Genomic DNA, 25731 nt, shown 5'->3' with positions numbered 1-25731 from the left:
CAGGGACCTGGGTCGTGCCGGGGTCGTGGAGGGCGTAGGCGATCGCGTCGTCGGGGGGCATGGCGCGGCCCTCGCCCCAGAACTGGGCGACGAGGGGGTCGCCTAGTTTGCGGCGGATCGGTTCCAGGGTGCGTTCGCGGCGGGCGCCGCTGCCGGGGGCGCGGCCGGTGGCCTCGTGGAGCGCGGAGGCGGCGCCGGCGAGCATCACCGCGCCGCGGCCGTCGCCCTCGCGGGCGACGAGGTCGGCGAAGGCGTCCAGGGCGCGGGACATGTCGAGCCGGATGCCGGACGAGCGGCTCAGCGTGAGGCTCCGCGAGAGCGACTCGCGGGCCGTGCGGAGGTCGTCCCGTTCGAGGGCGACGCGGCCCAGGCCGGCGAGGGCCCGCGCCATCTCCGGGCGGGCGCCGATCTCGGCGAGGATCGGCAGCACCTCGGCATAGTGCCCGCGCGCGGACACGTGGTCGCCGCGCAGCTCGGCGAGGCGGCCGAGGCCGATCATGGCGTGGGAGGCGCCCCACAACTGGCCGATGCCGCGCATGACGGACGCGGCGGCGTCCAGGTGCTCGCGGGCCTCCCGCAGGCGCGAGCCGCGGATCAGCAGGTAGCCGCGGACGGCGGCGGCATAGGCGCGGTTCCATTCCTGGCGGGGCGCGGCGGCGATCGTGTCGGCCTCGTCCAGGCGTTCGGCGGCGTCCGCGAGCCGCCCGGCGCGGACCAGGCATTCGGCGCCGGCGATCAGGGCGGAGGCGGTCATGAAGTCGTCACCGCTGCGGCGGCAGGACGCGAGGCCCTCGTCGGCGTACCGGGCGGCCTGCGCGAAGTCGCGGCCGCCGAGGGCGAGCTGGGCGCGGGCGACGAGCGCCGGGCCGAGGACGTCCGGGCCGGGACTCGGGGCGGCGGCGAGGAAGCGGTCGGTCCAGTCGGCCCATTCGGTGACGCGGCCGCGGACGATCCAGTACGTGCGGAGGGCGGTGCAGATCCGCAGGCCCTCACGGACGTCGCCGCGGTCGAGCGACCAGGTGAGCGCGGAGCGGACGTTGCCGAGCTCGACGTCGTACCAGTTGAACAGCGCCACGCGTTCGGCCCAGGCGGCGTCGTCGCGCGCGACGGCGATCCGGCCGTGGCGTACGGCCGCGTCCAGGACGGCGTCGCGGTGCCGGCCGCGGAACGCCTCCTCCTCGCCGGCGTCGGCGAGCCGCTCCGCCGCGTACTCGCGGATGCTGTCGAGCTGCCGGAACCGGACCTCCCCGGCGAGCTCGCCGGTCACGGCCACGAGGGACTTGTCGACCAGCGCGGTGAGCAGGTCGAGGACGTCGTCGGCGGGGAGCGCGGCGTCGGCGCAGACGTGCTCGGCCTGCTCCAGCGTCCAGCCCGAGAAGACGGACAGGCGGCGCAGCAGGATGCGTTCGGGGTCGTCCAGGAGCTCGTGGCTCCAGTCGATCGCGGCGCGGAGGGTGCGCTGCCGGGCGGGGGCGGTGCGGTCCCCCGCGCTGAGCAGCCGGAACCGGTCGGTGAGGCGCCGTGCGATCTGATCCACCGACAGGACGCGGACGCGGGCCGCGGCGAGCTCCAGCGCGAGCGGCATCCCGTCGAGGGCCCGGGTGACCTCGTGGACGGCGTCCGCGCCGTCGAACCCGGGGCGCGTCGCCTTCGCGCGGTCGATGAACAGCCGCCGCGCCTCGTCGGGCTCCAGGGGCGGGACCCGCCACACGTTCTCGCCCGCCATGCGGAGCGGTTCGCGGCTGGTGGCGAGCACCCGCAGCCGCGGGCAGCGGGCCAGCAGCATGCCGGTCAGCTTGGCGCACTCCTCGATGAGGTGCTCGCAGTTGTCCAGGACGATGAGGGCGGCGGGCGCGCGCAGCGCGTAGGCGAGCGTCTCGGTGAGGGGGCGGCCGTCCTCCTCGGCCACGTCGAGGACGGTGGCGACGCGCCGCGCGACCGGCTCCGGCGTCCCGTCCGGGCGGACGTCGGCGAGCTCGACGAACCAGACGCCGTCGGGGCCGGTGTCGAGCATCGTTTGCGCGACGTGCAGCGCGAGCCTGGTCTTGCCGATGCCGCCGGCGCCGCACAGCGTCACGGCGCGCATGCTCTCCAGCAGCCGGCCGAGGTCGCCGACGTCGCGTTCGCGGCCGACGAAGGCGTTGGGCTCGGCGGGGAGGTTCGTCTTCACGAGAGTGGTCGTCGCGGTCATGCGCCCCCGCCGTTCCGAGCCCGGTACCGCTCGCGGACCGGGACATCCGTCATGGCACTGTGAGTGTGTCATCGCTCTGCGTGCACCGCCACGGTTTCGTGTCCTTGATTGTTCATGTATCCGCTGCGCCGATTCCACCTTGGCGGCGTGGTGGCCGTACCGTAGTGCGCCGTGTCCCCCACCTCCGAGAACGCGGCCGCCAGCCTGGACGACGTCCTGGTCGGCGAGGCGGTGCTGGGCGTCTACCGGCAGATGTTCGCGGCGCTGGCCCGCGACAGCGGCGCCGTAGTGGACGACCCGGAACTCGTGGACGTGGCCGAGACGCTCCTCGCCGCGTTCGCCGACGCGGGCGAGGACGGGCTGAGCCGCGAGCAGATGCGGTACGTCTGCCGCCGCTACCCGCCGGAGGTGTTCGAGAACCGGCTGCGGGTGCTGAAGGGGCTCGGCGCCGTCCGCGAGGTGTTCCCGAAGCCGAACCAGCTCCGGTACCGGGCGTCGTTCACCAGCGTTGTCGGGCTCATGTTCGTGCGGCGGATGATGCTGGACGGCGGGCAGAGCGAGATGCACCGGCTCCTCGCCCTTGAGCAGCTCAACGTGGCCGACCCCCGCATGACGCCCGAGCAGGCGCGCGACGGCGCGGACGGGCTCTCGCGCGCGTTCCGGCTGTGGAGCGTCGAACTGGTCACGCTCACGAACGGGACGATCGAGGAGCTCCGCGAGCAGGCGCCGAAGCTGTGGGGCACCGAGGAGATCCTGCTGCGCGCGGAGCGCCTGCACGGCGCGATCCTGCGCCGCTGGCCGCAGCTCGACCGGACGTGCACCGACCTGCGCGCCGCCATCTACGCCTACGGCGACGCGTCCCGCCGCGCCGCCGCCCGGCTGTCCGACTCGGCGGGCACGACGCGGAACCTGACCCTCCTGCCGCCGGAGACGTGGCGGACGTTCACCCGCACCGCGTCCCGCGAGGACCTGGCCGCCGTCCTGGACGGGTTCGTCTTCGACGCCGCGGCGCCGTGGCACGAGCCGTCCGCCGTGGTGACCGCGGTGGAGGACGGCCCGCGGGCCACGCCGCCGCGCCCGGCGCCGCCGCGCCCGTCGGTGCCCGACCCCGGCCTCTCGGGCGACGCGGGCTCGGACGTGACGGCCATGGAACGGCTCCGCGGCATCGCCGAGCAGATCTTCCGCGGCCGCGAGCGGATCGCGGTCGAGGACGCCCTCGCCCAGGACTGGACCACCGCCCGCCGCGTGCTCGCCGACCTGTCGTCCGCTCATCTGCATCCCGAACTCCCCTACCGGCTCATCTGGTCGGACGGCCTGACCGTCCGCCCGCAGGGCTCCCCCACCTGGGTCTCCCCCGGCTGGTTCGAGAGGACGGACCGGTGACCGCCCCCGCGACCGGCGGCGACCGCCCGCCGGCGAACCACCCCGACCCGCATGTGCTGGGGCGGGCCCGTGCCCGCGTGCTGGGGGCGCCGTCCATCGCCGTGTACGAACCCGTTCCGCCCGGCGCGGTAGGGGCGACGGACGGCGTCCGCGTCTGGCTGCTCCCGGAGTGGCCGGACGGTGCGACGCCCGCGCTGCTGGAGGAGTACGAGACCCCGCCCATGCCGCTGGACCGCGCGGGCCAGGCACGCCGCGTCCTCGCCGCCGCGCTCCGCTGCTGCTGGCAGCGCCTCGACGACGCGCCATGGCCCGGCACTCCGGCCACGGTCGCGGACGTCCTGGACGTGTACGCGAACATGACCCGCGGCGACACCGATCTGGCCCGCCGCTGGGCCACCGGCGAAATGCGCCGCCTGTCCGACACGGGCTGGCTGCTCCTGGACGAGACCGCGGGCGCCGTCCGCCCCGGCCCCCGGGTCGCGCTGTGGCCGGAGGGATCGCTCGCGTCGCTGCGGGACCTCCTCCGCCGGCTCCCCGAACCGCCGCGACCGGACCTCGAACCGGAACCGGGACCTGAACCTGAATCGGCTGACTCATCCGCACCTCCTACTGGCCCTCACCTGCCCTTCGACCCTGCCGCAGCTCCGATCCCGGCCGCCGAGAAATCCGAACCTGTGGATAACTCGGAGGGCCGCGATGAGTGAGCTGTTCGAGGTGATCTTGCGCTCGTACGACGAGCGGCGCCGGGCCGACCTGGTCGCGGCCTACATGGCGGTGGAGCACGCGGCCGAGCCGGTGTCGGAAGTGCGGTTCGCGGCGCTGCGGGAACCGGCGCTCCGCCGGACGGTCGAACAGATGCTCGCGCTGAGCGGGCGGACACTCGTCCGCTCCGAGCAGACACGCTGGATTTCCGGATACCGGGACGATGTCGCCGCCGACCTAGCGCAAGACCCCCAGTGTGTCCTGCCGGTAGAGGAACGGGCCGTCCTGACACTGGTCCTCATCCACTCAGTGGCCATCCCAAGGGCGGCGGGGTCTTTGGCGGACGACTCGTGGCTGTCCCCCTACCCGACCCCCATGGACGAGCTGCGCCGCCGCACGCAACTGCCCCTCGGGGAACTGGAGACGTCACTGCGCAGGCTCCGGCTGGCGGGGCTGGTGTCGCAGGTGAAGGCGGGCGCGGACGACACGGGCGGTTTCGTTCCCGGCCCGCAGTTCCACCGCCTGACGGACGCGGCGCGACGCCGCCTGCAGGAGGAGCTGATCCTGGCCGCGGGCCCCGATTCGCCGCTTGCGGCGGCGATCCGAGCGCGCCGCAGGGACCGGGAACGCGATCGGGGGGAGATCCCATGACGGCCGTCATCGAACCTGGCCGCACGCAAGCACTGGTGCCGGAGCCCTCACGCGGCGACGCCGAGAACGTCGTGGGCGAACGGACGCTCGTGGCCGTGCAGGCGGTGAACATCTCGCGGCTGTCCACGCATCCGGTCCCGACCGTCCCCGGAACGCTGATCGTGGTCGCCGGTCAGGGGCCGAAGGACTCCAACGGCGCGGGCAAGTCGTCGTTCATCGCGGCCATCACAGCGCTCCTAGGCGACGAGCAATGGCGGTTCGCGTCGGGTGCGCGCGCGGTGGCAGAACTGCTTTTCAACGCGGAACTGGCTGCGCAGGGCGACAGCCAGTGGGCGAGCGCAGACCACGGATACATCGTCGGCGTCTTCGACTACACCGAGCCCGCGGAGGAGGACGGCGAGACAGCCGTCACCGTGTGGCTGCGGGTGAACGTGGACGCGCCGCACCTGGAGATCCGCTGGCGGCAGGGCGTCCACCTGGCGGCGGCTCCGTCCGAAGCGGATCGCGTGTCGCTCGCCGACCGGCTGTGGGCGGGCCTACCGCGCAGCGCCGGACGCCGCGATCTGGTCGCGAAGGACCTGTCCCGCGTCCTCTACGGCGGGCAGGTGCGGTGCGTGTCGTTCCTGTCGACGTCCGTACGGTCGAAGGTCGCGACGAACCTGCTGTCCCAGCCGCTGAACGAGATCACCTCCGAGCGGATCTTCAGCGCGATCGCGGCGCTGACCGGGCTGGACCGGGAGCTGGAGGCGGAGCGCAAGTCCCGCGCGGAGGAGCACCGTGAGCGCGCCAAGGCGGCGGAGGCGGGCGAGCGGCTCGCGGAGTGGGAGCGTGAGGCGGCATCGCTGCTGAAGACGTTCGACCGGCGCGACCGGGCCCGCGACGAGGTGGCGTCGGCGCTGCGGCACTGGCGGACGCGGCAGGCCCGCCTCCTGGTGGACGCGGCGGAGGCCGACGCCGCGCACGCCGCCGAGCAGGAGCGGCTGCGCGGCGAGAGCGACGAGCTGGCCGCCGCCGCCAAGGCCGCCGAGCGGGAGATGGAGCAGCTCACCGGCGGGGCGCTGGACGCACAACTGGCCGAGGCAGGCGCGGCCCTGGCCGAGCTGAAGGGCCAGGTGGACGAACTAGGCGCGGACAAGGCCGTCGCCCGCAACCGCCTGGACGAGCTACGCCGGCGCGTGTCCGCGCTGGAGGAACGGCAGCGGGAGGCCGACGGACGCGACGGCGACTCGGCACGCGCCGAACTGGCCGACGCAGAGGCGCGACGTGACGAAGCCCAGCAGCAGTTGGGAATGGCCAAGGGCACCGTCGCGCGCGCACAGCGATCCTTGACCGAGGCAGAGGCGGGCGAGGGCAGCGCGCCCGCGCAGATCCGCGCGCTCGCCGCCGAAGGCATCACCGCTGTCGGGCTCCTGGACGCGGTGGAGCTGGACGAGGACGTCCGGGAACGCTGGGAAGCCGCACTGTGGCCGTACCGGGAGGCCGTCGTCGTCGGTACGGACGACCTCGACGCCGCCGTCGCCGGGCTCAAGGACATGCCAGGCTCAATGATCGTCCCGGCGGACGGCGGTGAGAGTGACCTCCCCGCAGGGATCAGTTGCGAGCAATCGCTGGGCCGCTTCTTCGCCTTCCTCAACGACGCCCCTGAGGCGACACCGCGACGACCCGTCGTCATCGTGGGCGGATTCCCCGAACCGGTGACCGGACGCGTAGCGCGTGTGCAGGCGGCACGTGCCGCTCTGGAGGCCGCCCAGGAGGCCCTAGGCCAGGCGCAGCAGACCACGTCCGACGCCGCCGCCGACGTGGCGCTCGCCGGGCGGCGCCTCGCGGGTGCGCGCGCAGCGGACGAGCTGGACGGCGTCCGCGAGACGATGACGGGTCTAAGGGGACGGCTGGAGGAGCTGGCGGCCGGGGAGTCCCGGCTCGGCCCGCGGCTCGGGTCGGCGGAGCAGACGCTGCGGCGCCTCCAGGCGAAGGCCGACACGCGCGCGCTGGAGATCGACCGGCTCCGCGGACGCCGCGAGACGCACGAACGCGAACGCGACAAGATCCGGCACGCGTCGTCCGAGCTGGCCGACAAGCGCGCCGCGTTCGGCCTGGACGGCCTGGAGAAGGACTGGGGCGGCACCCGCGAGGGCGCGGCCGAATGGCTGTCCGGCCTGGACGACGACGAGTCCACGTGGACGCCCGCCGAATGGTGGCACACCGCGGAGAAGCACCTGTCCGAGGCGCTGCGCCGCGTGTTCCCGGAGGGTCCATCCGACGACGACATGCCGGAGGAGATCCGGTTCCTTCTGCGGGAACGCGCCGAGGGCGAGGGCCGCCGCACCGACCGCGAACAGGCGACGTTCCCGCGCCTGGCGAAGGCCATGGAGGCATACCTGCGCCGGCAGGAGGACTACGAGAAGCACCAGCGGCGGCAGATCGAGGTGCAGCTCTCGGCACGCCGCGCCGACCTGGAGAAGGCGCAGAAGGGCGCGACAGAGGCGGCGGGCGCCGCCGAAGCCCACCGCACTGCGCTGACCGCCGCGATCCGCGCCCGCCTGCAGCGCGTGTCGGACGAATTCGAGAAACTCGACGTCGCCTATGGCGGCTACGGCGCGACCCTGGAATTCCCCACGCCGGAGCAGCCCGCCGACCCCGAGCAGGAGTGGCGCTGGCGGGTCACGCCGAAATGGCGGCGCTCGGACGGGCAGCGGTACGTCCCGTACAACCGGCGCGCCAACACCGCGCTCATGGACGAGAAGGCCGTCAAGCTGGTGTGCGCTGCGGCGCTCGCCAGCTCCGGTGGAGGCCGCCTCTGCCTCGTCCTGGACGAGCTGGGCCGCAACCTGGGCAAGGAGCACCGCAAGGAGGCCGTCGCGCTGTTCCGCAAAATCGGCGAGACGCACGGCATCACAGTGATCGGCGCCCTGCAGGACGACATGGAGCCATACGCGATCGACGCGTGCGGACAGTACGTGAAGCTGCGCCGCTCGTCCGACACCATGCCGTACAACGAGCCACCGGTCGTCGTCGGATACGACGAGCACGAGGCCCGCGTCCGCAAGCTCGCGGCACAGATCACCGCCGCCCGCACCATCCACACCGCCCCCGAGTGACCGAACCGGGGCCCTTCACGACCGGAATCTCCCGCGCACCCCACGCCCACCCCGATCCGAACCGGCCTTCGCGGCCCGCGGCATCCGAACCACCCCGAAATGACCGGGCCACCCCTGATCAGCGACAACTCCTGGGCACCCTCCCCAATCACTCTTAAGTCCGGCCCGGTCTTCGCCGCCGCAACAGCCACGCCGCCCCCGGAATGGCCGAGCCGGCGCCCTGGTCAGTCGTCGGTGAGGCCCAGGTGCTTCGCCTCCTTCGTCAGTTGCTTCGCGGTGGCGGACGAGCCCGCCGTGTCGAGTTCGTGTGCGAGTTCTTCCAGTTCTCGGCCTCCGGCCATGAGGGCGGTCAGCTCGTCGCGGGTGATCTCGGCCTTGGCGTGGTAGCCGATGCTCTGGCCGCGGTTGAGGATCAGGAAGCGGTCGCCGACCGGGTAGGCGTGGTGCGGGTTGTGGGTGATGAAGATGACCGCGAGGCCGCGTTCGCGTGCCTGGACGATGTAGCGGAGCACTACCCCGGCCTGTTTGACGCCCAGGGCGGCCGTGGGCTCGTCCAGGACGAGGGCCTTGGCGCCGAAGTAGACGGCGCGGGCGATCGCCACGCACTGCCGCTCGCCGCCGGAGAGGGTGCCGATCGGCTGGTCGACGTCGCGCAGGTCGATGCCCATCGCGGCCATCTCGCCGTGGGCGGTCTTCCGCATGAACTCGATGTCCATCAGGCCGAAGCCCTTGCGCTTCTCGGAGCCGAGGAAGAAGTTCCGCCAGACCGGCATCAGCGGGACGATCGCGAGGTCCTGGTAGACGGTCGCGATGCCGCGGTCGAGGGCCTCGCGGGGCGAGCCGAACGCGACCTTCTCGCCCTGCACCTCGAACGTGCCGGTGTCGTGGCGGTGCAGCCCGGCGACGATCTTGATGAGCGTGGACTTGCCCGCGCCGTTGTCGCCGAGCACGCAGGTGACCTCGCCGGCGGACGCCTCCAGGCTCACGTCGCGGAGCGCGATGATGTTGCCGTAGTTCTTGCCGACGCCGGTCAGCCTGATCAGCGGCATCGCCGGCTCCGGCTGCCCCGGCTCCGGCGCCGCGCCCGTCGTGTCCGCCGTGTCCGTCATGACGACCGCTCCACTCTGCGCCGGACGATCAGGTTCACCACGGTGGCGATGAGCAGCATCGCGCCGAGGAAGAACCGGAACCAGTCAGGGTTCCACTCGGCGTAGACGATGCCCTTGTTCGTCATGCCGAAGATGAACGCGCCGATCGCCGCGCCGATCGCCGACCCGTAGCCGCCGGTCAGCAGGCAGCCGCCGATGACCGCGCAGATGATGTACAGGAACTCGTTGCCGACGCCCTCCCCCGACTGGACGGTCGCGAACGCGAACACCAGGTGCATCCCGGAGAACCAGGCGCAGAACGCGACGCCCATGAAGAGGCCGATCTTGACGCGGGCGACCGGGACGCCGACGGCGCGGGCGCTGGCGGCGGAGCCGCCCACCGCGAAGATCCAGTTGCCGACGCGGGTGCGCAGCAGGATCCAGGTCGCGATCGCGACGAACAGCAGCCACCACAACACCGTGATCTTGATCTTGAGGGCGTCCAGCACGTCGATGTCGGACGCGAAGATCCAGCGGGCGCTGTCGAAGCCGTCCATGTCGCGGACGGAGTCGCTGGCGACGTTGCCGGTGAGCGCCTTCGTCACGCCGAGGTTCAGGCCGGCGAGCATGAAGAACGTGGCGAGGGTGATGATGAAGCTCGGCAGCTTCGTCCGGACGTAGAGCAGGCCGTTCACCATGCCGAGCGCCAGCGTCAGCGCGAGGGAGATCACGACGCCGGCCCACACGTTCAGCGTGAACTGGTAGGCGGTCAGCGCGGCGATCAGCGCCGCGGACGTCACCATCACCCCGGCGGACAGGTCGAACTCGCCGCCGATCATCAGCAGCGACACGCCGACCGCCATGATCCCGTATGTGGAGGCGGCGTAGAGCACGGTGGAGAACGACCCGGCCTCCAGGAACGCGTCCGCGACGATCGAGAAGAACGCGAACAGCGCGACGGCGCCGAGGAGCGCGCCGAGCTCGGGACGGCCCAGCAGCCGCCGAAGGAGCGACTGCCGGGCCAGGCGCTCGTCCGGGCCCGGCCCGGCCACCGGCGGCTCCGCCAGCCCCGACGCCGCCGAAGAGGTCATCGCGTCCCCCGGTTCGCGAACGCCTCCAGCTGCCCCGCGTTCTGCTTGGTGACGATCGCCGGGCCGGTCAGCACGGGACGTCCGCCGCCGAGGACGTTGCCGTTGTTCCGCAGCAGCCACAGCTGGTCGACGGCGCCGTATCCCTGCACGTAGGGCTGCTGGTCGACGGCGAAGACGATGGCGCCCGAAGTGATCGAGGCGATGAGGTCCTTGTTCAGGTCGAATGTCCCGATCTTGGCCTTGGCGCCGGCCTCCTTGACCGAGTCGACGGCGGTCGCCGCGAACGGCGCGCCGAGCGTGAGGATGCCGTCGATGCCGCCGTCGGCCTGGAGCTTGGCCGTGATGGACGACTTGACCTCCGGCATGTTCGAACCCTGGACGAACAGGTTCTCCATCTGGCCGCCGAACGTCTTCTTCGCGCCGGCGCAGCGGTCCTCAAGGCCGACGTTGCCCTGCTCGTGGATGACGCACAGCGCCTTCTTCGAGCCGATCCTGGCCATCTCCGCGCCCGCGGCCTCACCGGCGATCGACTCGTCCTGCCCGAAGTGCGCGATGGCGCCGAGCTTCGCCGACTCGCCCTGCCCGGAGTTGATCGAGACCACCGGGATCTTCGCGGCGGTCGCGCGGGCCAGGACGTCCTTCATCGCGTCGGGCTTGGCGAGGGTGACGATGATGCCGTCGACCTTCTTGTCGATGGCGGCCTGGACGAGCTGGGCCTGCTTGCCGCCGTCGGGGTCGGCCGAGTAGAGGAACTCGACGTTGTCCTTGGCGGCGGCGGCCTTGGCGCCCTTCTGCACGATGTCCCAGAAGGTGTCGCCGGGGGCGGAGTGAGTGACCATCGCGATCTTCAGCCGGGGGCCTGCGCCCTCCGGGGCCTCCTCGGACTTCTTGCCGCCCTCACTGCTGCAGGCGCTCAGCGCCAGGAGCCCCGCGGCGGCCAGGACCGCGAGCCTCCTGGACGTCCCACGCGCGAACACGCCTCTCATCGGATGCTCTCCGTTTCTCCCCGAATGGTCGGTCAGAGGAGTTGATCACAGATGGTGGCGGCGTGCTCGCCGATCCGCCTCATATCGGGCGCGGGCCTCCCGGGTGGAGTCCAGCGCCGCCACTTCCGCGACCGGGACGTCCCACCATGCCGCACTGTCCGGGGGGCCTGCCAAGGGGTTCGTCTCAATGTGGATAACCGTCGTCCGCTCGGCCTTCCGCGCCCGCCGGAGCGCTTCCCGCAGGTCGTCGAGGGCGGCCGCGCGGACGACGTCGGCGCCGAGGCTGGCGGCGTTCGCGGCGAGGTCGACCGGGAGCGGGCCGCCGTCGAGCCCGGTCGCGGTGCGGGCGCGGTAGCGGGTGCCGAACCGCCGCGCGCCGACCGATTCCGACAGGTTCCCGATCGAGGCGAACCCGTGGTTCTGGACGAGGACGACGATCAGCTTGATCCCCTCGGCGGCGGCCGTGGCCAGCTCCTGCGCCATCATCAGGTACGAACCGTCCCCGACCAGGACGAACACCTCGCGGTCCGGCGCGGCCAGCTTCACGCCGAGCCCGCCCGCGATCTCGTAGCCCATGCAGGAGTAGCCGTACTCGACGTGGTAGCCCTTCGGGTCGCGGGCCCGCCACAGCTTGTGCAGGTCGCCCGGCATGGAACCGGCGGCGCAGACCACCACGTCCCGGGGCCCGGACTCCTCGTTGACGGCCCCGATCACCTCGGACTGGGTGAGCAGCCTCCCGCCCTGGGCGGCGAAGGCTCCGTCCACCTGGGTGTTCCAGTCGGCCGTCAGGGCTCTGGCCTCGGCGCGGTAGGTCTCGGACACGGCGTAACCGCCGAGGGCCGCGTTGAGGCCCCTGAGCGCTTCCCTGGCGTCGGCGACGACGGACACTCCGCCGAGCTTGACCGCGTCCGGACGGGCCACGTTGACGTTCACGAACCGAACGTCCGGGTGGGCGAACAGGCTGTGGGACGCGGTCGTGAAGTCGCTGTAGCGGGTTCCTATGCCAAGGATCACGTCCGCCGTGCGGGCGAGCTCGTTCGCGGCGGTCGTGCCGGTCGCTCCTATGGCGCCGACAGCGCGCTCGTGGTCCCAGGCCAGGGACCCCTTGCCCGCCTGGGTCTCGGCCACTGGTATGCCGGTGCGTTCGGCGAACGCGCGCAGTTCGTCGGTCGCGTGGGAGTAGATGACGCCGCCGCCCGCCACGATCAGCGGACGCTCGGCCGCGTCCAGCGCGGCGGACGCTTCCTCCAGCGCGGCGGGTTCCGGCAGCGGACGCGGAATGCGCCACACCCGCCGGGCGAACAGTTCGTCCGGCCAGTCGTACGCCTCAGCCTGGACGTCCTGGGGCAGGGCAAGCGTGACCGCACCTGTTTCGGCCGGATCGGTGAGCACCCTCATCGCCGCCAGCAACGCGCTCGGCAACTGCTCAGGACGATTGATCCGGTCCCAGTACTTCGACACGGGCTTGAAGCAGTCGTTGACCGACACGTCGTAGGAGCGGGCGTCCTCCAGCTCCTGCAGGACCGGGTTGGACACGCGGGTGGCGAAGATGTCCCCGGGCAACAGCAGGACGGGAAGCCGGTTGACGGTCGCCAGCGCCGCACCGGTCACCATGTTGGTGGCGCCCGGTCCGATGGAGGTGGTGCAGGCGAAAGTGGCCATCCGGTCGTTCATCCGGGCGAACCCAGAGGCGGTGTGCACCATCGCCTGTTCGTTGCGCGCCATGTAGTAGGGGAAGTCGTCGGCGTGCTCCAGCAGGGCCTGCCCGATGCCCGCGACGTTGCCGTGCCCGAAGATGCCGAAACAGCCCGCGAAGAAGCGCCGCTCGGCCCCGTCCCGCGAGCTGTGCTGCGCCGCCAGGAAGCGGATCACCGCTTGGCCCACCGTGAGCCTCATGGCCGTCCCTCCGTGAACCTCATGAGCGTCCCTCCGCCGAGGTGAGCGGCAGGCGCGGATCGACCGGCTGCCCGGCCCAGGTGCCGCGGATCCAGGCGTGCGCGGGGTCGTCGCAGATCCGCCAGGCCCGCTCCTCGGCCGGGCCCGCCATCACGTTCAGGTAGTACAGGTCGTGCCCAGGCACGGCCATGGACGGGCCATGCCAGCCATGCGGAATCAGTACCGCGTCACCAGTACGCACCTCCGCCAGGACGTCGATCGGACGCCCCGGCGACCCGTACACCCGCTGGTAGGCCATCCCGGACTCGCCCGCGACCTCGAAGTAGTAGATCTCCTCCAGGACGGCCTCGTCCGGCGTCTCCTCGTCGTGCTTGTGCGGCGGGAACGACGACCAGCAGCCGCCCGGCGTCAGCACCTCGCACGCGATCAGCTTCTCCGCGAAGGGGAAGCCCTCGGGCGTGCCGAAGTTGTTCACCTGGCGGCTCGCCGCACCCGCGCCCCGCAACTCCACGGGGACGTCCTCTGCAGGGCCGTAGCGCGGTGCCAGGCGCACCTCGCATCGGGCCCCTGCCAGCGCGAACCGTCCCTTGCCCCGCACTCGTACGCGCGCGTCGCGCGGCGCGTAGGCGAAATCACTGACCCGGCTGAAGACGTCGTCGCGCCCGGCCAGCTCGAACCGCTCCCCGTCGCACTCGACCGTGCCCGAACCGGACAGCGGCAGCACGATCGTCTCGAACTCTCCGGTCTCGAACTCGTGGGAGCCGCCGTCCGGCAGTTCCAGCACGCGCAGCGCCGAGTACGCCCATCCCGCCGACTCCGGCGTCACGGCCAGCGCGTACGGCCCTTCACCGGCGGTTCCGGCGGGCAGGTGGTGCTTCATTGCACGCCCTCCAGGAGTTCCTCGACCTCGTCCTGCGCGGGCATGGCGTCGGCGCAGGCGATGCGGGACGCGACGAGGGCCCCGGCCGCGCCCGCGAACTCGACGATCCGCCGCAGGTCCCATCCGGACAGGAGGCCGTGGCAGATCGCGCCGCCGAACGCGTCCCCCGCGCCCAGCCCGTTGACGACGTCGACCTTGACCGGCGGAACCTCGACCACCTCGGTGGACGTCGCGGCGAGCACGCCGTCCGGGCCCATCTTCACGATGGCGAGCTCGGGGCCGCGTTCGAGGATCGCGCGCGCGGCGGCGCGCGGCACCCGCTCCCCCACCGCGACCGCGCACTCCTCCAGGTTTCCGACGGCCACAGAAGCGCGGTCCAGAGCGAGCCCTGCCCAGTGCGATGCTTCGCCTGGGTCGTCCCAGAGCATCGGACGGTAATCCAGGTCGATGACGGTCTGCCCAGGGTGCTCGGCCAGCGCGGTCAGGGTCGCCTCACGGCTCGGCTCCTGCGACAGGCCGGTGACGGTCCCCCACACGATGCGGGCCGCGCGGATCGCCTCAAGGTCCAGCTCGTGCGTGTAGATCTCCAGGTCGGGGGCCTTGGGATAGCGGTAGAAGTACAGCGGGAAGTTGTCCGGCGGGAAGATCTCGCAGAACGCGAGCGGCGTCGGCAGCCCGGGAACGGCCGTGACGTACCTGTCGTCTACGCCGTACCCCTGGAGGGCCTTGTGGACGAACCGTCCGAACGGGTCCTCGCCAGTGCGGGTGATGACGGCGGTGCGACGGCCGTACCGTGCCGCCGCCACGGCGACGTTGGTGGGACTGCCGCCCAGGTACTTCCCGAACGACTCGACCTCCTCCAGCGGGACGCCCACCTGGTCCGGGTAGACGTCGACGCTCACCCGTCCCATGGTGATGAGGTCGAACGTCATCGGGCCGCTCCGGCGAGGGAGGCGAGGAAGTCGAGGCTCCTGCGGACGTCGTCGTAGGGCCCGCCGCCGTCTGCGGGCGCTTCCGCCAGGACGGTGTCCTGCTCCATCACGTACCAGCCTTCGTAACCGGCGTCCTCCAGGGCGCAGACGATTCCGGAGATGCCGATGTCGCCGTCCCCGAGCGGTCGGTAGAGACCGTCGCGCACCGCGTGCGTGTAGGCGACCTCGCCGTTGAGCACTCGCTGGGCGAGGCCCACGTCCACGTCCTTCAGATGGACGTGCGCTATGCGCCGCGCTGCGAAACGCGCCAGCCACACCGGATCCGTGCCGCCGACGAGCAGATGCCCCGTGTCCAGACACAGAGGGACGTTGCAGCCGTCGAGCACCCGCTCGACCTCCGTGCGCCGCTCCACGACCGTCCCCACGTGCGGATGCAACGTGACCAGACGCCCGCGTGCGGAGGCCCTCAGCGTGATCGCATCCAGGTTGGCGAGCAGCGTCGTCCACGCCTCCACGTCCAGTTCCGGCCGCCCGTCGTAGCCGTCGAGCCCGGTGGCGGCGGCGAGCACGAGGACGCCGTCCATCGCGTCCAGGACACGGTCAACCACCGGAAGCGGGTCAGACGCGGGATCGTGCAGGACGACCGGGACGAACGCGCCCACCAGCCCCAACCCGTAGGTCGCCAGCAGTTCCTCCCTGGCCCGCGCCCCACCCGGCAGGAACCCGTCCGGCCCCAGTTCGGTGGCGGCGAGACCGAGGGCGCGCATCTCGGCGAGCACCCGTGCGGGCTCCATCTGGTGGCCCCACCCAGGGACTTCGCACACGCCCCAGGAGATCGGCGCGCCCGCGACCCTCATCGCCGCACCTCCCCCGTTCCGACGACGCGGCCCTCACGCAGGGACAGCTCGCACGCCTCGGCCAGGTAGAACGCCTCTAGGGCCTCCTCAGGCGGGCACGGGTTTCCGCGCCGTCCGGCAACCACGTCCACGAAGGCGCGCAGCTCGGCGTCGTAGGCGTCGGCGAACCGCTCCATGAACCCGCTGTAGGCGGCCCTGGGCTCCTCTCCCCGTTCGGGCAGCGCGGTCGCGGGCGTCCGGTCGTCCAGGCCCGCGACGATGCTGTCCTTGGATCCGAACAGCTCCAACCGCGAGTCGTACCCTGCGGCGTTGTAGCGCGTGGCGGACACGACGCCGAGCGACCCGTCGTCCAGGACGAGCAGGGCCGAGCCGGTGTCCACGTCGCCGCACTCGCGGAAGAAGTCGTCGCCCCGGTTGGCGCCCGCGGCCATCACGCGGACGACCTCGCGGCCCGTCACGAAGCGGATGAGGTCGAGGTCGTGGATGACACAGTCGCGGAACAGCCCGCCGGACGTCGGGACGTACTGGGCGGGCGGCGGCGCGGGATCGAAGCTGCACGAGCGGACGGTGTGCAGCCAGCCGAGCCGCCCGGACGCCAGGGCCTCGCGCGCCGCCGCGTTCCCGGCGTCGAACCGGCGCTGGAAGCCGACCTGCACGGGCACCCCGGAGGCGGCTGCGGCCGCCACTGTTTGGAACGTTCCATCAGCATCCGACGCGAGCGGCTTCTCGCAGAACACCGGAATCCGCGCGGACACCGCGCGTGCCACGAGGCAGGCGTGCGCGTCCGTGGCCGCCGCGACGACCAGTCCGTCCAGGCCGGAGCGGAACAGGTCGTCGACCTCGTCCAGCGCCGTGACGCCGGGTGCCGGGGCCAGGCGGGCGGCGAGGTCGCGGGCGCGGCACGGCTCCGCGTCGGCCACGACCAGGGCGTCCACCTCGGGCAATGCGCACATGGCCACGGCGTGGCGCGCCCCGATGCGCCCCGCGCCGGCCAGACCGATCCTCATTGATCCCTCCCGGACGGCGGTAGGTGAGACACGAAGTGTGCTGGAGCGTTCCAGCCTCGTCAACGAACGAGGGAAGCCTTATCGGCAATGGAGGTGTCCGAAAACTCGGGGGTTACTCACGGGCCACGCAGCGCGCCGGGTGCCGCCGCATCTGACCAAGCGCTAGGTTGTCCGACATGCGGGTTTTCGTCAGCGGCGCCTCGGGATTCGTGGGGTCCTACACGGTCGGCGCACTCCTGGCCGCCGGGCACCGGCCGCGCGCCCTGGTCCGCGACCCGGGCAGGACGACGAAGGTCCTGGAGACGATCGGCGTCGCCGCCGAGGACGTGGAGCTGCTCCCCGGCGACATGCTGGACGCGGGCGCGGTCTCCGAGGCGCTCGACGGCTGCGACGCCGCGATCCACTCCGCCGCCGCGATCGGCGTCACCGGCGCCCGCAGCGGGGTCGGCGGCGGCTCGCCCGATCTCGTGGACGTCAATGTCCGCGGCACCCGGAACGTCGTCGGCGGGGCCGTCGCCCGGGGGCTGAGCCCGGTGGTGCACGTGTCGACCGTCGCCGTGTTCGTCCCGCCGTCCGCGCGGGTCATCACCGCCGGCGGGGCCCTGGCGAGCCCGCGCACCGGCTACGGCAGGTCCAAGCTGGCCGCCGAGCGGTACGTGCGCGGCCTCCAGGACGGCGGCGCGCCGGTCACGATCCTCTACCCCGGCGGCGTGTGCGGCCCCCACCAGCCCAGACTCGACGCCCTCATGGAAGGACTCGCCGCCGCGCTCGGCAAGGTGTGGCCACTTCCGGGCGGCGGCGTTTCGGTCATCGACGTCCGCGACCTCGGCGAGGCGTTGGCACGTTCCGTCGGGGCCGGGCAGCCGCCGAGCCGCTGGGTGCTCGGTGGCCACTACCTGACATGGCCGCAGTACGCGGACCTCTGCGACCGCCTCGCGGGCGTGCGGTGCCGCCGGGTCCGCGTCCCAAGCCGCCTGATGCTCGGTCTCGGCTCGGCGCTGGACGCCGCCAAGCGCGTCCGCGACTTCGACTACCCGCTCACCCGCGACGCCGCCGAGTTCATGGTCACGCTGGTGCCGACCGACGACCGTCCCGTCCTGGACGCGCTGGACCTCACGTTGCGTCCCGTCGAGGAGACGGTCGCCGACGCGCTGCGGTGGCTGGCGGAGAGCGGCCATCTCCACCCTCGCCGGGCCGGACGGCTCGCGAACCCCGGCCCGCCGCGCTCCCTGCCGCCAACCCCGTCCCGCACCGAGGAGCGCCCGATGCCGACCCTCGTCCAGCGCGCGTTCGGCCCGCTCTTCCAGCGGATCTCGGGCGCCGAATGGTTCTCCAGGGTGGGGCCCAAGGTCGTCCCGCCGATCGACCGGACGCTGCACAGGCTCACCGGCGGGCGCTTCCTGCTCGGTCAGCTCCTCGTCCCGAGCCTGGTCCTGACGACGACCGGTGCGGTCAGCGGCCTCCCCCGCCGGACTCCGCTCGCGTGCCTCCCCGACCCGGCCACCGACCCGGCCACGGGCGCGGCCACGGGCGCGGCCACGGACGGCGGCTGGTACGTCGTCGGCTCCAACTTCGGCCGCGAGAAGCACCCCGCCTGGACGGGCAACCTCCTCAAGCACCCCGAAGCCGAGGTCAGTTTCCAGGGGCGCACCATTCCCGTCACGGCCCATCTGCTGGACGACGACGAACGCACCGCGATCTGGCCCCGCCTCATCGCCGTCTGGCCCGTGTACGACCGCTATGTGGAACGCACGACGCGCCAATTGAGGGTCTTCCGCCTCACCCCGCGCTGACCTGAAAGGCCCCGGTCGCTCAAGTACCGCGGAGCGTTCTGGAAAGACGGCGGCCCAGGAACAGATATGCGATCACGACGCCGATGACATTGAGGATGACGTCGTCGACGTCGAAGGCCCGTCCGACGACGAAGGCGCCCTGGACCGTCTCGATGGCCAGCGAGAGTGCGCCGGTCAGGAGCGCCAGCCGGATGGGGCCGCGGAGGGTCGTCCAGACGATGGGGATCAGCACGCCCAACGGCATGAGCAGTGCCAGGTTGCCGCCGATCTGGAAGAGGGCGTCCTTGGTCGGACTGTCCAGATAGAAGCGGAGCGAGTGGCCCGGATCGATGTTCCCTCCTGCCTGCCCGCGGTCCCGGACGGGCGTCAGTGTCAGTTTGAACGCGAAATAGAAGAAGACGCCGAGGCCGCCCAGCGCCGCCGTCACGACGACGACGCGAAAGGCCACGACGTACCAGGGAGACTTCTGACCCGGCGCTGCGCGCTGCCACATTTCTACGAACACCCGGCGCTTGCTCCCCACTGCGTGTCCGAGCATGCGCGGACGCGGATTACGGCGAGGCCGAATCCATGATTGACGCCGAACACCGACGCCAAGCACCGAACGCCCGCGCCGGGCAGCGGCCCGGCGCGGGCGTCGCGGCGCGCGGTCGGACGCCGGTCAGGCGGCGATCGCCGCGGTGGCCGGTTCCAGGGCCAGGTCCAGCACCTCGCGGACGTCGCTGACGGTGAAGACCGTCAGGTTCTCCAGGACCTCGTCCGGGACGTCCTCAAGGTCCGGCTCGTTACGCTTCGGCACGATCGCCGTGGTGATCCCGAGCCGGGACGCGGCCAGCAGCTTCTGCTTCAGGCCGCCGATCGGCAGCACGCGCCCGGTCAGCGACACCTCGCCGGTCATGGCCACGTCCGAGCGGACCGGCCGTCCCGACAGCAGCGACGCCAGCGCGGTCGTCATCGTGATGCCCGCGCTCGGCCCGTCCTTCGGGATCGCGCCCGCCGGGACGTGGACGTGCACGCCGCGGTCCTTCAGGTCGCCGACCGGCAGCTCCAGCTCGGCGCCCCGCGACCGCAGGTAGCTGAGCGCGATCCGCGCCGACTCCTTCATGACGTCGCCGAGCTGCCCGGTGAGCGTCACGCCGGTGTCGCCGGTCTCCTTGTCGGCCAGCGACGCCTCGATGTAGAGGACGTCGCCGCCCGCGCCCGTCACCGCCAGGCCCGTCGCGACGCCGGGGACGCCCGTCCGCCGCTCGTTCCTGCTCAGCTCGACCTCCGGCGTGTACCTCGGGCGGCCCAGGTAGTCCTTGAGGTCGCCGGCGCCGATCGAGACCGGCAGCGTCGCCTTCTCCAGCGCCACGTTCGCGGCGACCTTCCGCAGCACCCGCGCGATCGACCGGTCGAGCGACCGGACGCCCGCCTCCCGCGTGTACTCGGCCGCCAGCAGCCGGAGCGCGTCGTCGCCGAAGCCCACCTCGGACGCGTCGAGCCCCGCCTTGTCGAGCTGGCGCGGCAGCAGGTGGTCGCGGGCGATCGTGACCTTCTCGTGCTCGGTGTAGCCGTCCAGCTCCACCAGTTCCATCCGGTCGAGCAGCGGCCCCGGGATCGCCTCCACGACGTTCGCGGTGGCGAGGAACAGCACGTCGCTCAGGTCGAGCTCGACCTCCAGGTAGTGGTCCCGGAAGGTGTGGTTCTGCTCGGGGTCGAGGACCTCCAGCAGCGCCGCGGTCGGGTCGCCGCGGTAGTCGGCGCCGACCTTGTCGACCTCGTCCAGCAGGACGACCGGGTTCATCGAGCCGGCCTCGCGGATCGCCCGGACGATCCGTCCCGGCAGCGCGCCGACGTACGTGCGGCGGTGGCCGCGGATCTCGGCCTCGTCCCGGACGCCGCCCAGCGCGACCCGGACGAACTTGCGTCCCATGGCCCGCGCGACCGACTCGCCAAGCGACGTCTTGCCGACGCCAGGGGGCCCGGTAAGCGCGAGCACCGCGCCGCTCCTGCGTCCGCCCACGACACCCAGACCGCGCTCCTCACGCCGCTTGCGCACGGCCAGGTACTCGACGATGCGCTCCTTGACGTCGTCGAGCCCGGCGTGGTCGGCGTCCAGGATCTCCCGGGCGCCGCCGATGTCGTAGGCGTCCTCGGTCCGGTCGTTCCAGGGGATGTCGAGGACGGTGTCCAGCCACGTGCGGATCCAGCCGCCCTCCGGCGAGGCGTCGGACGACCGCTCCAGCTTGTCGACCTCCTTCAGCGCCGCCTCGCGCACCTTCTCGGGCAGGTTCGCGGCCTCGATCCGCGCCCGGTAGTCGTCCTCCTCGTCGGCGGGGTCGCCGTTCAACTCGGCCAGCTCCTTGCGGATGGCCTCCTGCTGCTGCCGCAGCAGGAACTCCCGCTGCGTCTTCTCCATGCCCTCCTGGACGTCCTTGCGGATCGTCTCCGCCACGTCCAGCTCGGCGAGGTGGTCGCGCGCCCAGCCGATCACCAGCGTGAGCCGCTCCACCACGTCCGGGGTCTCCAGGACCTCGATCTTCTGCTCGTCCGACAGGTACGGCGCGTACCCGGCGTTGTCGGCCAGGGTGGACGGGTCGTCGATCTGCTGGACGATGTCCACGACCTGCCAGGCGCCGCGCTTCTGCAGGATCGCGCTGACCAGGCTCTTGTACTCCTTGGCCAATTCCTGGGCGCGTCCGGACGGCGCCGGCGGCGTCTCGATCAGGGTTCCCTCGACCCACAGCGCGGCGCCCGGCCCGGTCGTCCCGGTCCCGATCCGCACCCGCTGCACGCCGCGGACGACCGCGCCCGGCTCGCCGCCGGGCAGCCGCCCCTCCTGCTCGATCACGCCGAGCGTGCCGACGCCGGCGTACTGCCCGTTCAGCCGGGGCACCAGCAGCACCCGCGGCTTGGCCGCCGACCGGACGCCCGGCCCCTTGGACTGCGCCACCGCCCGCGCGGCCTCGATGGCGGCGCGCACCTCGCCGCTCTCGGACAGGTCCAGCGGCACCACCATGCCGGGCAGAACGGCCCCGTCGTCCAGGGGCAGCACCGGCAGCGTCAGGGTCTCGCTCATGCTCAGCTCCAAGTCCGTCTAGAGGACCCAACCGTAAGTTGAGTCACCCACACTCAAGAAAACGGAGCAGGATTTTGTTTCCGCAGCAACGTTCGCTCTCAGCGAAGGCGGCCTTGCGGAGCGGTGGGCGGCGCCATCGCGTGACGTCCAGGATGCCCGAAAAATGCGTTGCGGGACGGCGGGGGCGCGTGCGAGCGTCGCGCTGGACGTTCCGGTTCTGGAGGCTCATCGTGCGCATGGTTCCCGGCAAGGTCACGACGGACGCCTCGGCCCAGGAGCGCGGCACGGCCTGACCGGCAGCGCGCTCCTCGGCGCCGAGGCGAGCCCGAGCGGGGGAACCGCCCCGCCGTCCTTGCCTGCGCGGCCTCGCCCACCTCGGGGCATCCCGGCCGCGCCGAACCTCCTGGAGCGTCTGTGTCATCTTCCGTGGCGTCCGCGGACGCACGGCCCGGCGGCCTCAGCCGCCGGATGATCTTTATTCTGGCTCTGACCTGCGGCGTCGCCGTGGGGAACATCTACTTCCCGCAGGCCGTCAGCCCGCTCGTCGCGTCCGGCCTCGGGGTGTCGCCGGACACCGCCGCGCTGGTGGTGACCGCCGCGCAGCTCGGCTACACGGCGGGGAACTTCCTGCTGGTGCCGCTCGGCGACCGGCTCCCGCACCGGCCGCTGATCGCGGTGCTGCTCGGCGTCACCGGGATCGGGCTGCTCGGCGCGGCGGGCGCGGCCGGGCTGCCGGCCCTGGTCGGCGCGAGCGCGATGGTCGGCATGACGACCGTGGTCGCGCAGGTCATCGCGCCGATGGCGGCCGGGCTCGTCCCCGCCGACCGGCGCGGCGCGGTCATGGGGACGCTGATGTCCGGGTCGGTCGGCGGCATCCTGCTGGCCCGCACGTTCGGCGGGATGATCGGCGAGTGGCTCGGCTGGCGGGCGCCCTACCTGGTGGCCGCGGTGGTCGCGCTGTGCCTGGCGGCGGCGCTGGCGTTCGCGCTGCCCGCGACCGTCCCGCCCTCGCGGCAGCCGTACCCGGCGCTGCTGGCCGAGCCGCTGCGGCTGCTGCGCCGCGAGCCCGACCTGCGGCGCACGTGCCTCTACCAGGCGACGGTCTTCGGCGGCTTCCAGGCCGTGTGGACGGGCGTCGCGCTGTTGCTGACCGGCCCCGAGTACGGTCTCGGGGCGCAGGCGGTGGGCCTGCTGGCCCTGGTCAGCGCGGCCACCATGTTCTGCGCGCCGCTCACGGGACGGCAGGTGGACCGCCGCGGCTCCGAGCCGGTCGCCCTCGTCGTCATGCTCGGCACGCTCGCGTCCGCCGGCGTGCTCGCGTTCGGCGCGCTCGGCGGCGCGGCCGGGCTCGTGGCGCTCGCCGCCGGGACGCTGCTGCTGGACGTGGCGATGCAGTCCGGCACGATCGCGAACCAGGCCCGGATCTTCGCGCTGCGCCCGGACGCCCGCAGCCGGATCAACACCGCCTACATGACGTGCTCGTTCCTCGGCGGGAGCACCGGGTCCTGGCTCGGCGCCGCCGCGTACGGCCGGTTCGGCTGGACGGGCGTCTGCGCACTCCTGGCCGTCCTCGCGACCGTGGCGCTGGCCCGCCATCTCCTGCGCCGTCCCGGTGGGGCGCGGGAGACGCGAGAGGCGGCCGGGATCGTCGCGGGCAATGCGGAGGCAAAGTCCCGTTCTTGATCACGATTCTTTGCGACGGGCACGGTTTACGTCCGCATGACGCGAGGGTACTTACCGCAACGAGTTCGTGACTATGAGTGAATGAAAGATCATCGGGGCGGCAAAGCCCCAGGTGGAGATGCGGGAGGGGGCCCGGATGCGGCGTGGCGAGCGTGAGACCGGCCCGGCCCTCCCCCCGCGCGGCCCGGTCCGTACGGCCGAGGGCGTCCACGGCTCGTCCCCCCGCGGCAGGCGCCGTCCCCCAACGGGCGCCGCGACGGGGACGCCCGGCGGCACACCTCGGGTTCTCGGCCGTACCGGACCGGCCGGGCCGCCCGCGAACTCCCCCCTGACCTCCGGCCACTCCCGGGCCCCGGCGCCGCACACCCCCGCGGCACCGGCGTCCCCCACGGCCGGGCCAGCGGCATCCTCCAGCTGTGCCGCCGGCCCGGCCCCAGACATCCGGGCGCCGCGACGGCGCCCCCTCCCGCTCGCCGGACGGGTCCTCCGCCCGGCCCGGAGTGGAAAGGAGGTGGGAATCGGTCCTCAGCACGAACCGGCGTCACGCCGGTGAAACCAAGGCGGCCGGAACTCCGTCCGACCCCCGTCCCGGCCGCCTGCGCAGCACATCAAGGGATCGCTGCGGAGCCGGGCCCGTGGAGGCGCGAACGCCCCACGGGCCCGGTCACAGTTTCTTGCGCCAGACCTGCCCGTGGACCACGTCCCCGAAGCGCTGCGCCGGAGGCTCTTCCTCCTCCAGGACGAACCCGGCACGTTCGTAGACGCGGTGTGCTGGACGCTGGAGCGCCGTCGTCCACAGCATCATCTCGGTGTAGCCCGCGCCGGTGGCGAAGCGGACGCACTCGTCGACCAGCGCGGCCCCGACGCCCAGGCCGCGGGCCTCGGGCTCGACGTGCAGCAACCGGAGCTGCGCGACGTCGTCGTCGCGGCGGACGCAGAACACGCCGCCCACCCGGACGCCGCCGGATTCGGCGATCCACGCGTTCTCACGCTCCGGGTCGTGGTCGTGCACGTAGTCGGCGACGACCTTGGCGACGAGCGCCTCGTAGGTGCGGTCCCAGCCGCATTCGACGTCGTAGAGGGCGCCGTTGCGCTCCACCACCCAGCCGAGGTCGCCGGGCCGGAGCGGGCGCAGGACGACGTCGTCGCCGCGGCGCGGCCGGTCGCCGAGGACGTCGTGGATCGTGCGCATCGCGGCGAGGAGGCGCCCCCGGTCGGCGGCGGCCAGCCCGTCCAGCAGGCCGCGGATCTCGGTCACGGACCGCCCGTCCAGCATCGCGAAGACCTCCCGGCCGCGCGGGGTGAGCCGGACGACCTGGCGGCGGGCGTCGTCTGGGGAGCGCTCCCGCGCGACCAGCCCGTCGGCCTCGAACCGGGTGAGCAGCCGGCTGAGGTAGCCGGCGTCCAGGCCGAGGCCGCGGCGCAGGGCGAGGACCTCGGTGGCCTCCCGCTGCGCCAGCTCGAAGATGACCCGCGCCTCGGTCAGGGAGTACGGGGACCGGACGTGCCCCTCGCCGAGCAGGCCGATCACGCCGGTGTAGAACCGGTTGAACGCCCGGACCGTGCCGATGTCCCCCGCGGTCACCACCATGCCGCGCCTCCTAATGTTTGACTGAGTCAAACGTTACGCGACGGACGGGCCGGGTTTCCAGCCCGCAGAGGGACGGTCAGGCGCTGGCCTCCGCCTCCGCGCCCCGCAGCGCCCGCGCGTCATGGACGACCCGCCGCTCGACGAAGAAGGTCATCAGCGGCACGATGCCGCCCAGCACGATGAGCACCATCCGGCTCAGCGGCCAGCCGTTGCGCCGCCACAGGTCGTACGCGGCCAGCAGGTAGACCATGTAAAGGAAGCCGTGGACGGGCGCCACGATACCCGCCATGGCGGGCATGTCGGTCGGGCCGTACTTCAGGACCATGCCGATCGTCAGCAGCACCAGCAGCGTGCCGACCACCAGCGCCAGGATCCGGTACCGGGTCACCGCGCCTTCCACAGAACACACCTTTCATCGACGGCCCGCATGGCCGGGGCCTCGTATGCGGCGGGGTCAGCCGCGTCCGCCGCCCTGGGAGTTGAGCCGCGCGAGGTAGCGGTTGTAGGCCGCGAGCGCCGGGTCCTCTTCCTCCTGACGCCGGATGATCTCCCGCTTCACCTCGGCCTCGGCGGGCTCCTCGATCACCTTCGGCGCCGGGGCGACACCGGACCGCTCGTCGCGGATCATCTTGACCCACATCACGATCACGAACAGCGCGAAGATGGGCCATTCGAACGTGTAGGCCCAGCTACGGTCGTTGCCGCTCTGGGCCCGGTCGTACTGCCACCAGCCGAAGCCGAGGAACGTGCCGCACAGCACGATCGCGAGCACGTGCAGCCCGATCCAGCCAGGGGTGAGGAACCGTCGCACGCCCCGAGCCTACCCCCGCCCCCACATGCC

The 25731-nt window shown here is 72.5% G+C and carries 20 protein-coding genes; 6 read left to right on the top strand and 14 right to left on the bottom strand.

The window, feature by feature from the left end; genetic code table 11:
- Window positions 1-2191, bottom strand: a 2191-nt coding sequence (locus ETD83_RS22800; protein ID WP_138647184.1) for an ATP-binding protein, incomplete at its 3' end; no start/stop codon positions are given.
- A 171-nt stretch (window positions 2192-2362) separates the two neighbouring features.
- On the opposite strand from ETD83_RS22800, the gene ETD83_RS22795 reads away from it, so the two are divergent.
- From ETD83_RS22795 to ETD83_RS22780, 4 genes are read left to right on the top strand one after another with little or no spacing between them, the layout of a single operon-like run.
- Window positions 2363-3574, top strand: a complete 1212-nt coding sequence (locus ETD83_RS22795) for a hypothetical protein (protein WP_138647183.1) — start codon at window positions 2363-2365, stop codon at window positions 3572-3574.
- Window positions 3571-4278, top strand: coding sequence for a hypothetical protein (locus ETD83_RS22790; protein WP_230421101.1), 708 nt, complete (start codon window positions 3571-3573; stop codon window positions 4276-4278). The genes ETD83_RS22795 and ETD83_RS22790 overlap by 4 nt, the downstream gene beginning before the upstream one ends.
- Window positions 4271-4927, top strand: coding sequence for a DprA-like winged helix domain-containing protein (locus ETD83_RS22785; protein WP_138647182.1), 657 nt, complete (start codon window positions 4271-4273; stop codon window positions 4925-4927). The genes ETD83_RS22790 and ETD83_RS22785 overlap by 8 nt, the downstream gene beginning before the upstream one ends.
- Entirely contained in the window at window positions 4924-8025 is a 3102-nt protein-coding gene (locus ETD83_RS22780; RefSeq protein WP_230421100.1) for a coiled-coil domain-containing protein, read from the top strand. The genes ETD83_RS22785 and ETD83_RS22780 overlap by 4 nt, the downstream gene beginning before the upstream one ends.
- A 224-nt stretch (window positions 8026-8249) precedes the next feature.
- Here ETD83_RS22780 and ETD83_RS22775 read toward each other — a convergent pair whose 3' ends face one another.
- Genes ETD83_RS22775 through ETD83_RS22740 form a run of 8 tightly spaced genes read right to left on the bottom strand, consistent with a single transcriptional unit; the run spans window position 8250 to window position 16762 of the window.
- Window positions 8250-9134: an ATP-binding cassette domain-containing protein gene (locus ETD83_RS22775; RefSeq protein WP_138647181.1), complete on the bottom strand. Its 885-nt coding sequence runs from the start codon at window positions 9132-9134 to the stop codon at window positions 8250-8252.
- Complete coding sequence (locus ETD83_RS22770; RefSeq protein WP_138647180.1) at window positions 9131-10204, bottom strand: ABC transporter permease; 1074 nt, start codon at window positions 10202-10204, stop codon at window positions 9131-9133. The genes ETD83_RS22775 and ETD83_RS22770 overlap by 4 nt, the downstream gene beginning before the upstream one ends.
- On the bottom strand, window positions 10201-11190 hold the full coding sequence (locus ETD83_RS22765; protein WP_138647179.1) for a substrate-binding domain-containing protein: 990 nt from the start codon (window positions 11188-11190) through the stop codon (window positions 10201-10203). Before ETD83_RS22765 ends, ETD83_RS22770 begins: the two co-directional genes overlap by 4 nt.
- 45 nt (window positions 11191-11235) lie before the next feature.
- Window positions 11236-13086 carry a 3D-(3,5/4)-trihydroxycyclohexane-1,2-dione acylhydrolase (decyclizing) gene (iolD, locus tag ETD83_RS22760; protein ID WP_138647178.1) on the bottom strand — a complete coding sequence of 617 codons (1851 nt, stop codon included), beginning with the start codon at window positions 13084-13086 and terminating at the stop codon, window positions 11236-11238.
- Window positions 13087-13105: 19 nt separating this feature from the next.
- Window positions 13106-13966 carry a 5-deoxy-glucuronate isomerase gene (iolB, locus tag ETD83_RS22755; protein ID WP_138647177.1) on the bottom strand — a complete coding sequence of 287 codons (861 nt, stop codon included), beginning with the start codon at window positions 13964-13966 and terminating at the stop codon, window positions 13106-13108.
- Window positions 13963-14898, bottom strand: coding sequence for a 5-dehydro-2-deoxygluconokinase (gene iolC / locus ETD83_RS22750; RefSeq protein ID WP_138647176.1), 936 nt, complete (start codon window positions 14896-14898; stop codon window positions 13963-13965). The genes iolB and iolC overlap by 4 nt, the downstream gene beginning before the upstream one ends.
- The gene (locus tag ETD83_RS22745) at window positions 14895-15755 is read right to left on the bottom strand and encodes a TIM barrel protein (protein ID WP_138647175.1); all 861 of its coding nucleotides are present in this window, start codon (window positions 15753-15755) and stop codon (window positions 14895-14897) included. The genes iolC and ETD83_RS22745 overlap by 4 nt, the downstream gene beginning before the upstream one ends.
- The gene (locus ETD83_RS22740; RefSeq protein WP_138647174.1) at window positions 15752-16762 is read right to left on the bottom strand and encodes a Gfo/Idh/MocA family protein; all 1011 of its coding nucleotides are present in this window, start codon (window positions 16760-16762) and stop codon (window positions 15752-15754) included. Before ETD83_RS22740 ends, ETD83_RS22745 begins: the two co-directional genes overlap by 4 nt.
- A gap of 176 nt (window positions 16763-16938) precedes the next feature.
- Here ETD83_RS22740 and ETD83_RS44720 point away from each other — a divergent pair, with 176 nt between their 5' ends.
- Window positions 16939-18555 (top strand): nitroreductase family deazaflavin-dependent oxidoreductase, encoded by a 1617-nt coding sequence (locus tag ETD83_RS44720; RefSeq protein WP_138647173.1) that lies wholly within the window; start codon window positions 16939-16941, stop codon window positions 18553-18555.
- Between the two features lie 19 nt (window positions 18556-18574).
- Here the strand turns inward: ETD83_RS44720 and ETD83_RS22730 are convergent, their stop codons facing one another.
- Together ETD83_RS22730 and lon are read right to left on the bottom strand one after the other, a co-directional pair.
- Entirely contained in the window at window positions 18575-19078 is a 504-nt protein-coding gene (locus tag ETD83_RS22730; protein ID WP_230421099.1) for a VanZ family protein, read from the bottom strand.
- A 138-nt stretch (window positions 19079-19216) separates the two neighbouring features.
- Window positions 19217-21616, bottom strand: coding sequence for an endopeptidase La (gene lon / locus ETD83_RS22725; RefSeq protein WP_138647172.1), 2400 nt, complete (start codon window positions 21614-21616; stop codon window positions 19217-19219).
- A 468-nt stretch (window positions 21617-22084) separates the two neighbouring features.
- Here lon and ETD83_RS22720 point away from each other — a divergent pair, with 468 nt between their 5' ends.
- Window positions 22085-23299, top strand: a complete 1215-nt coding sequence (locus ETD83_RS22720; protein WP_138647171.1) for an MFS transporter — start codon at window positions 22085-22087, stop codon at window positions 23297-23299.
- A gap of 664 nt (window positions 23300-23963) precedes the next feature.
- Here the strand turns inward: ETD83_RS22720 and ETD83_RS22715 are convergent.
- From ETD83_RS22715 to ETD83_RS22705, 3 genes are all read right to left on the bottom strand, one after another.
- Window positions 23964-24890, bottom strand: a complete 927-nt coding sequence (locus ETD83_RS22715; protein ID WP_138647170.1) for a bifunctional helix-turn-helix transcriptional regulator/GNAT family N-acetyltransferase — start codon at window positions 24888-24890, stop codon at window positions 23964-23966.
- A gap of 76 nt (window positions 24891-24966) precedes the next feature.
- Window positions 24967-25290 carry a DUF3817 domain-containing protein gene (locus ETD83_RS22710; protein ID WP_138647169.1) on the bottom strand — a complete coding sequence of 108 codons (324 nt, stop codon included), beginning with the start codon at window positions 25288-25290 and terminating at the stop codon, window positions 24967-24969.
- Between the two features lie 54 nt (window positions 25291-25344).
- Complete coding sequence (locus ETD83_RS22705; protein ID WP_138647168.1) at window positions 25345-25701, bottom strand: hypothetical protein; 357 nt, start codon at window positions 25699-25701, stop codon at window positions 25345-25347.
- Between the last annotated feature and the right edge of the window lie 30 nt (window positions 25702-25731).

This window comes from Actinomadura soli (assembly GCF_005889715.1).
Taxonomy (GTDB): Bacteria; Actinomycetota; Actinomycetes; order Streptosporangiales; family Streptosporangiaceae; genus Spirillospora; species Spirillospora soli.
The sequence above is the reverse complement of the archived record's forward strand: the minus strand, read 5'-3'. Positions and strand labels throughout refer to the sequence as shown.

Excerpts from the sequence above, each read along its gene's own strand:
- ETD83_RS22785 (WP_138647182.1), top strand. The coding sequence starts at position 4,271 with ATGAGTGAGCTGTTCGAGGTGATCTTGCGCTCGTACGACGAGCGGCGC.
- ETD83_RS22780 (WP_230421100.1), top strand. The coding sequence starts at position 4,924 with ATGACGGCCGTCATCGAACCTGGCCGCACGCAAGCACTGGTGCCGGAG.
- ETD83_RS22775 (WP_138647181.1), bottom strand. The coding sequence starts at position 9,134 with ATGACGGACACGGCGGACACGACGGGCGCGGCGCCGGAGCCGGGGCAG.
- ETD83_RS22770 (WP_138647180.1), bottom strand. The coding sequence starts at position 10,204 with ATGACCTCTTCGGCGGCGTCGGGGCTGGCGGAGCCGCCGGTGGCCGGG.
- ETD83_RS22765 (WP_138647179.1), bottom strand. The coding sequence starts at position 11,190 with ATGAGAGGCGTGTTCGCGCGTGGGACGTCCAGGAGGCTCGCGGTCCTG.
- iolD (WP_138647178.1), bottom strand. The coding sequence starts at position 13,086 with ATGAGGCTCACGGTGGGCCAAGCGGTGATCCGCTTCCTGGCGGCGCAG.
- iolB (WP_138647177.1), bottom strand. The coding sequence starts at position 13,966 with ATGAAGCACCACCTGCCCGCCGGAACCGCCGGTGAAGGGCCGTACGCG.
- iolC (WP_138647176.1), bottom strand. The coding sequence starts at position 14,898 with ATGACGTTCGACCTCATCACCATGGGACGGGTGAGCGTCGACGTCTAC.
- ETD83_RS22745 (WP_138647175.1), bottom strand. The coding sequence starts at position 15,755 with ATGAGGGTCGCGGGCGCGCCGATCTCCTGGGGCGTGTGCGAAGTCCCT.
- ETD83_RS22740 (WP_138647174.1), bottom strand. The coding sequence starts at position 16,762 with ATGAGGATCGGTCTGGCCGGCGCGGGGCGCATCGGGGCGCGCCACGCC.
- ETD83_RS44720 (WP_138647173.1), top strand. The coding sequence starts at position 16,939 with ATGCGGGTTTTCGTCAGCGGCGCCTCGGGATTCGTGGGGTCCTACACG.
- lon (WP_138647172.1), bottom strand. The coding sequence starts at position 21,616 with ATGAGCGAGACCCTGACGCTGCCGGTGCTGCCCCTGGACGACGGGGCC.
- ETD83_RS22720 (WP_138647171.1), top strand. The coding sequence starts at position 22,085 with ATGATCTTTATTCTGGCTCTGACCTGCGGCGTCGCCGTGGGGAACATC.
- ETD83_RS22715 (WP_138647170.1), bottom strand. The coding sequence starts at position 24,890 with ATGGTGGTGACCGCGGGGGACATCGGCACGGTCCGGGCGTTCAACCGG.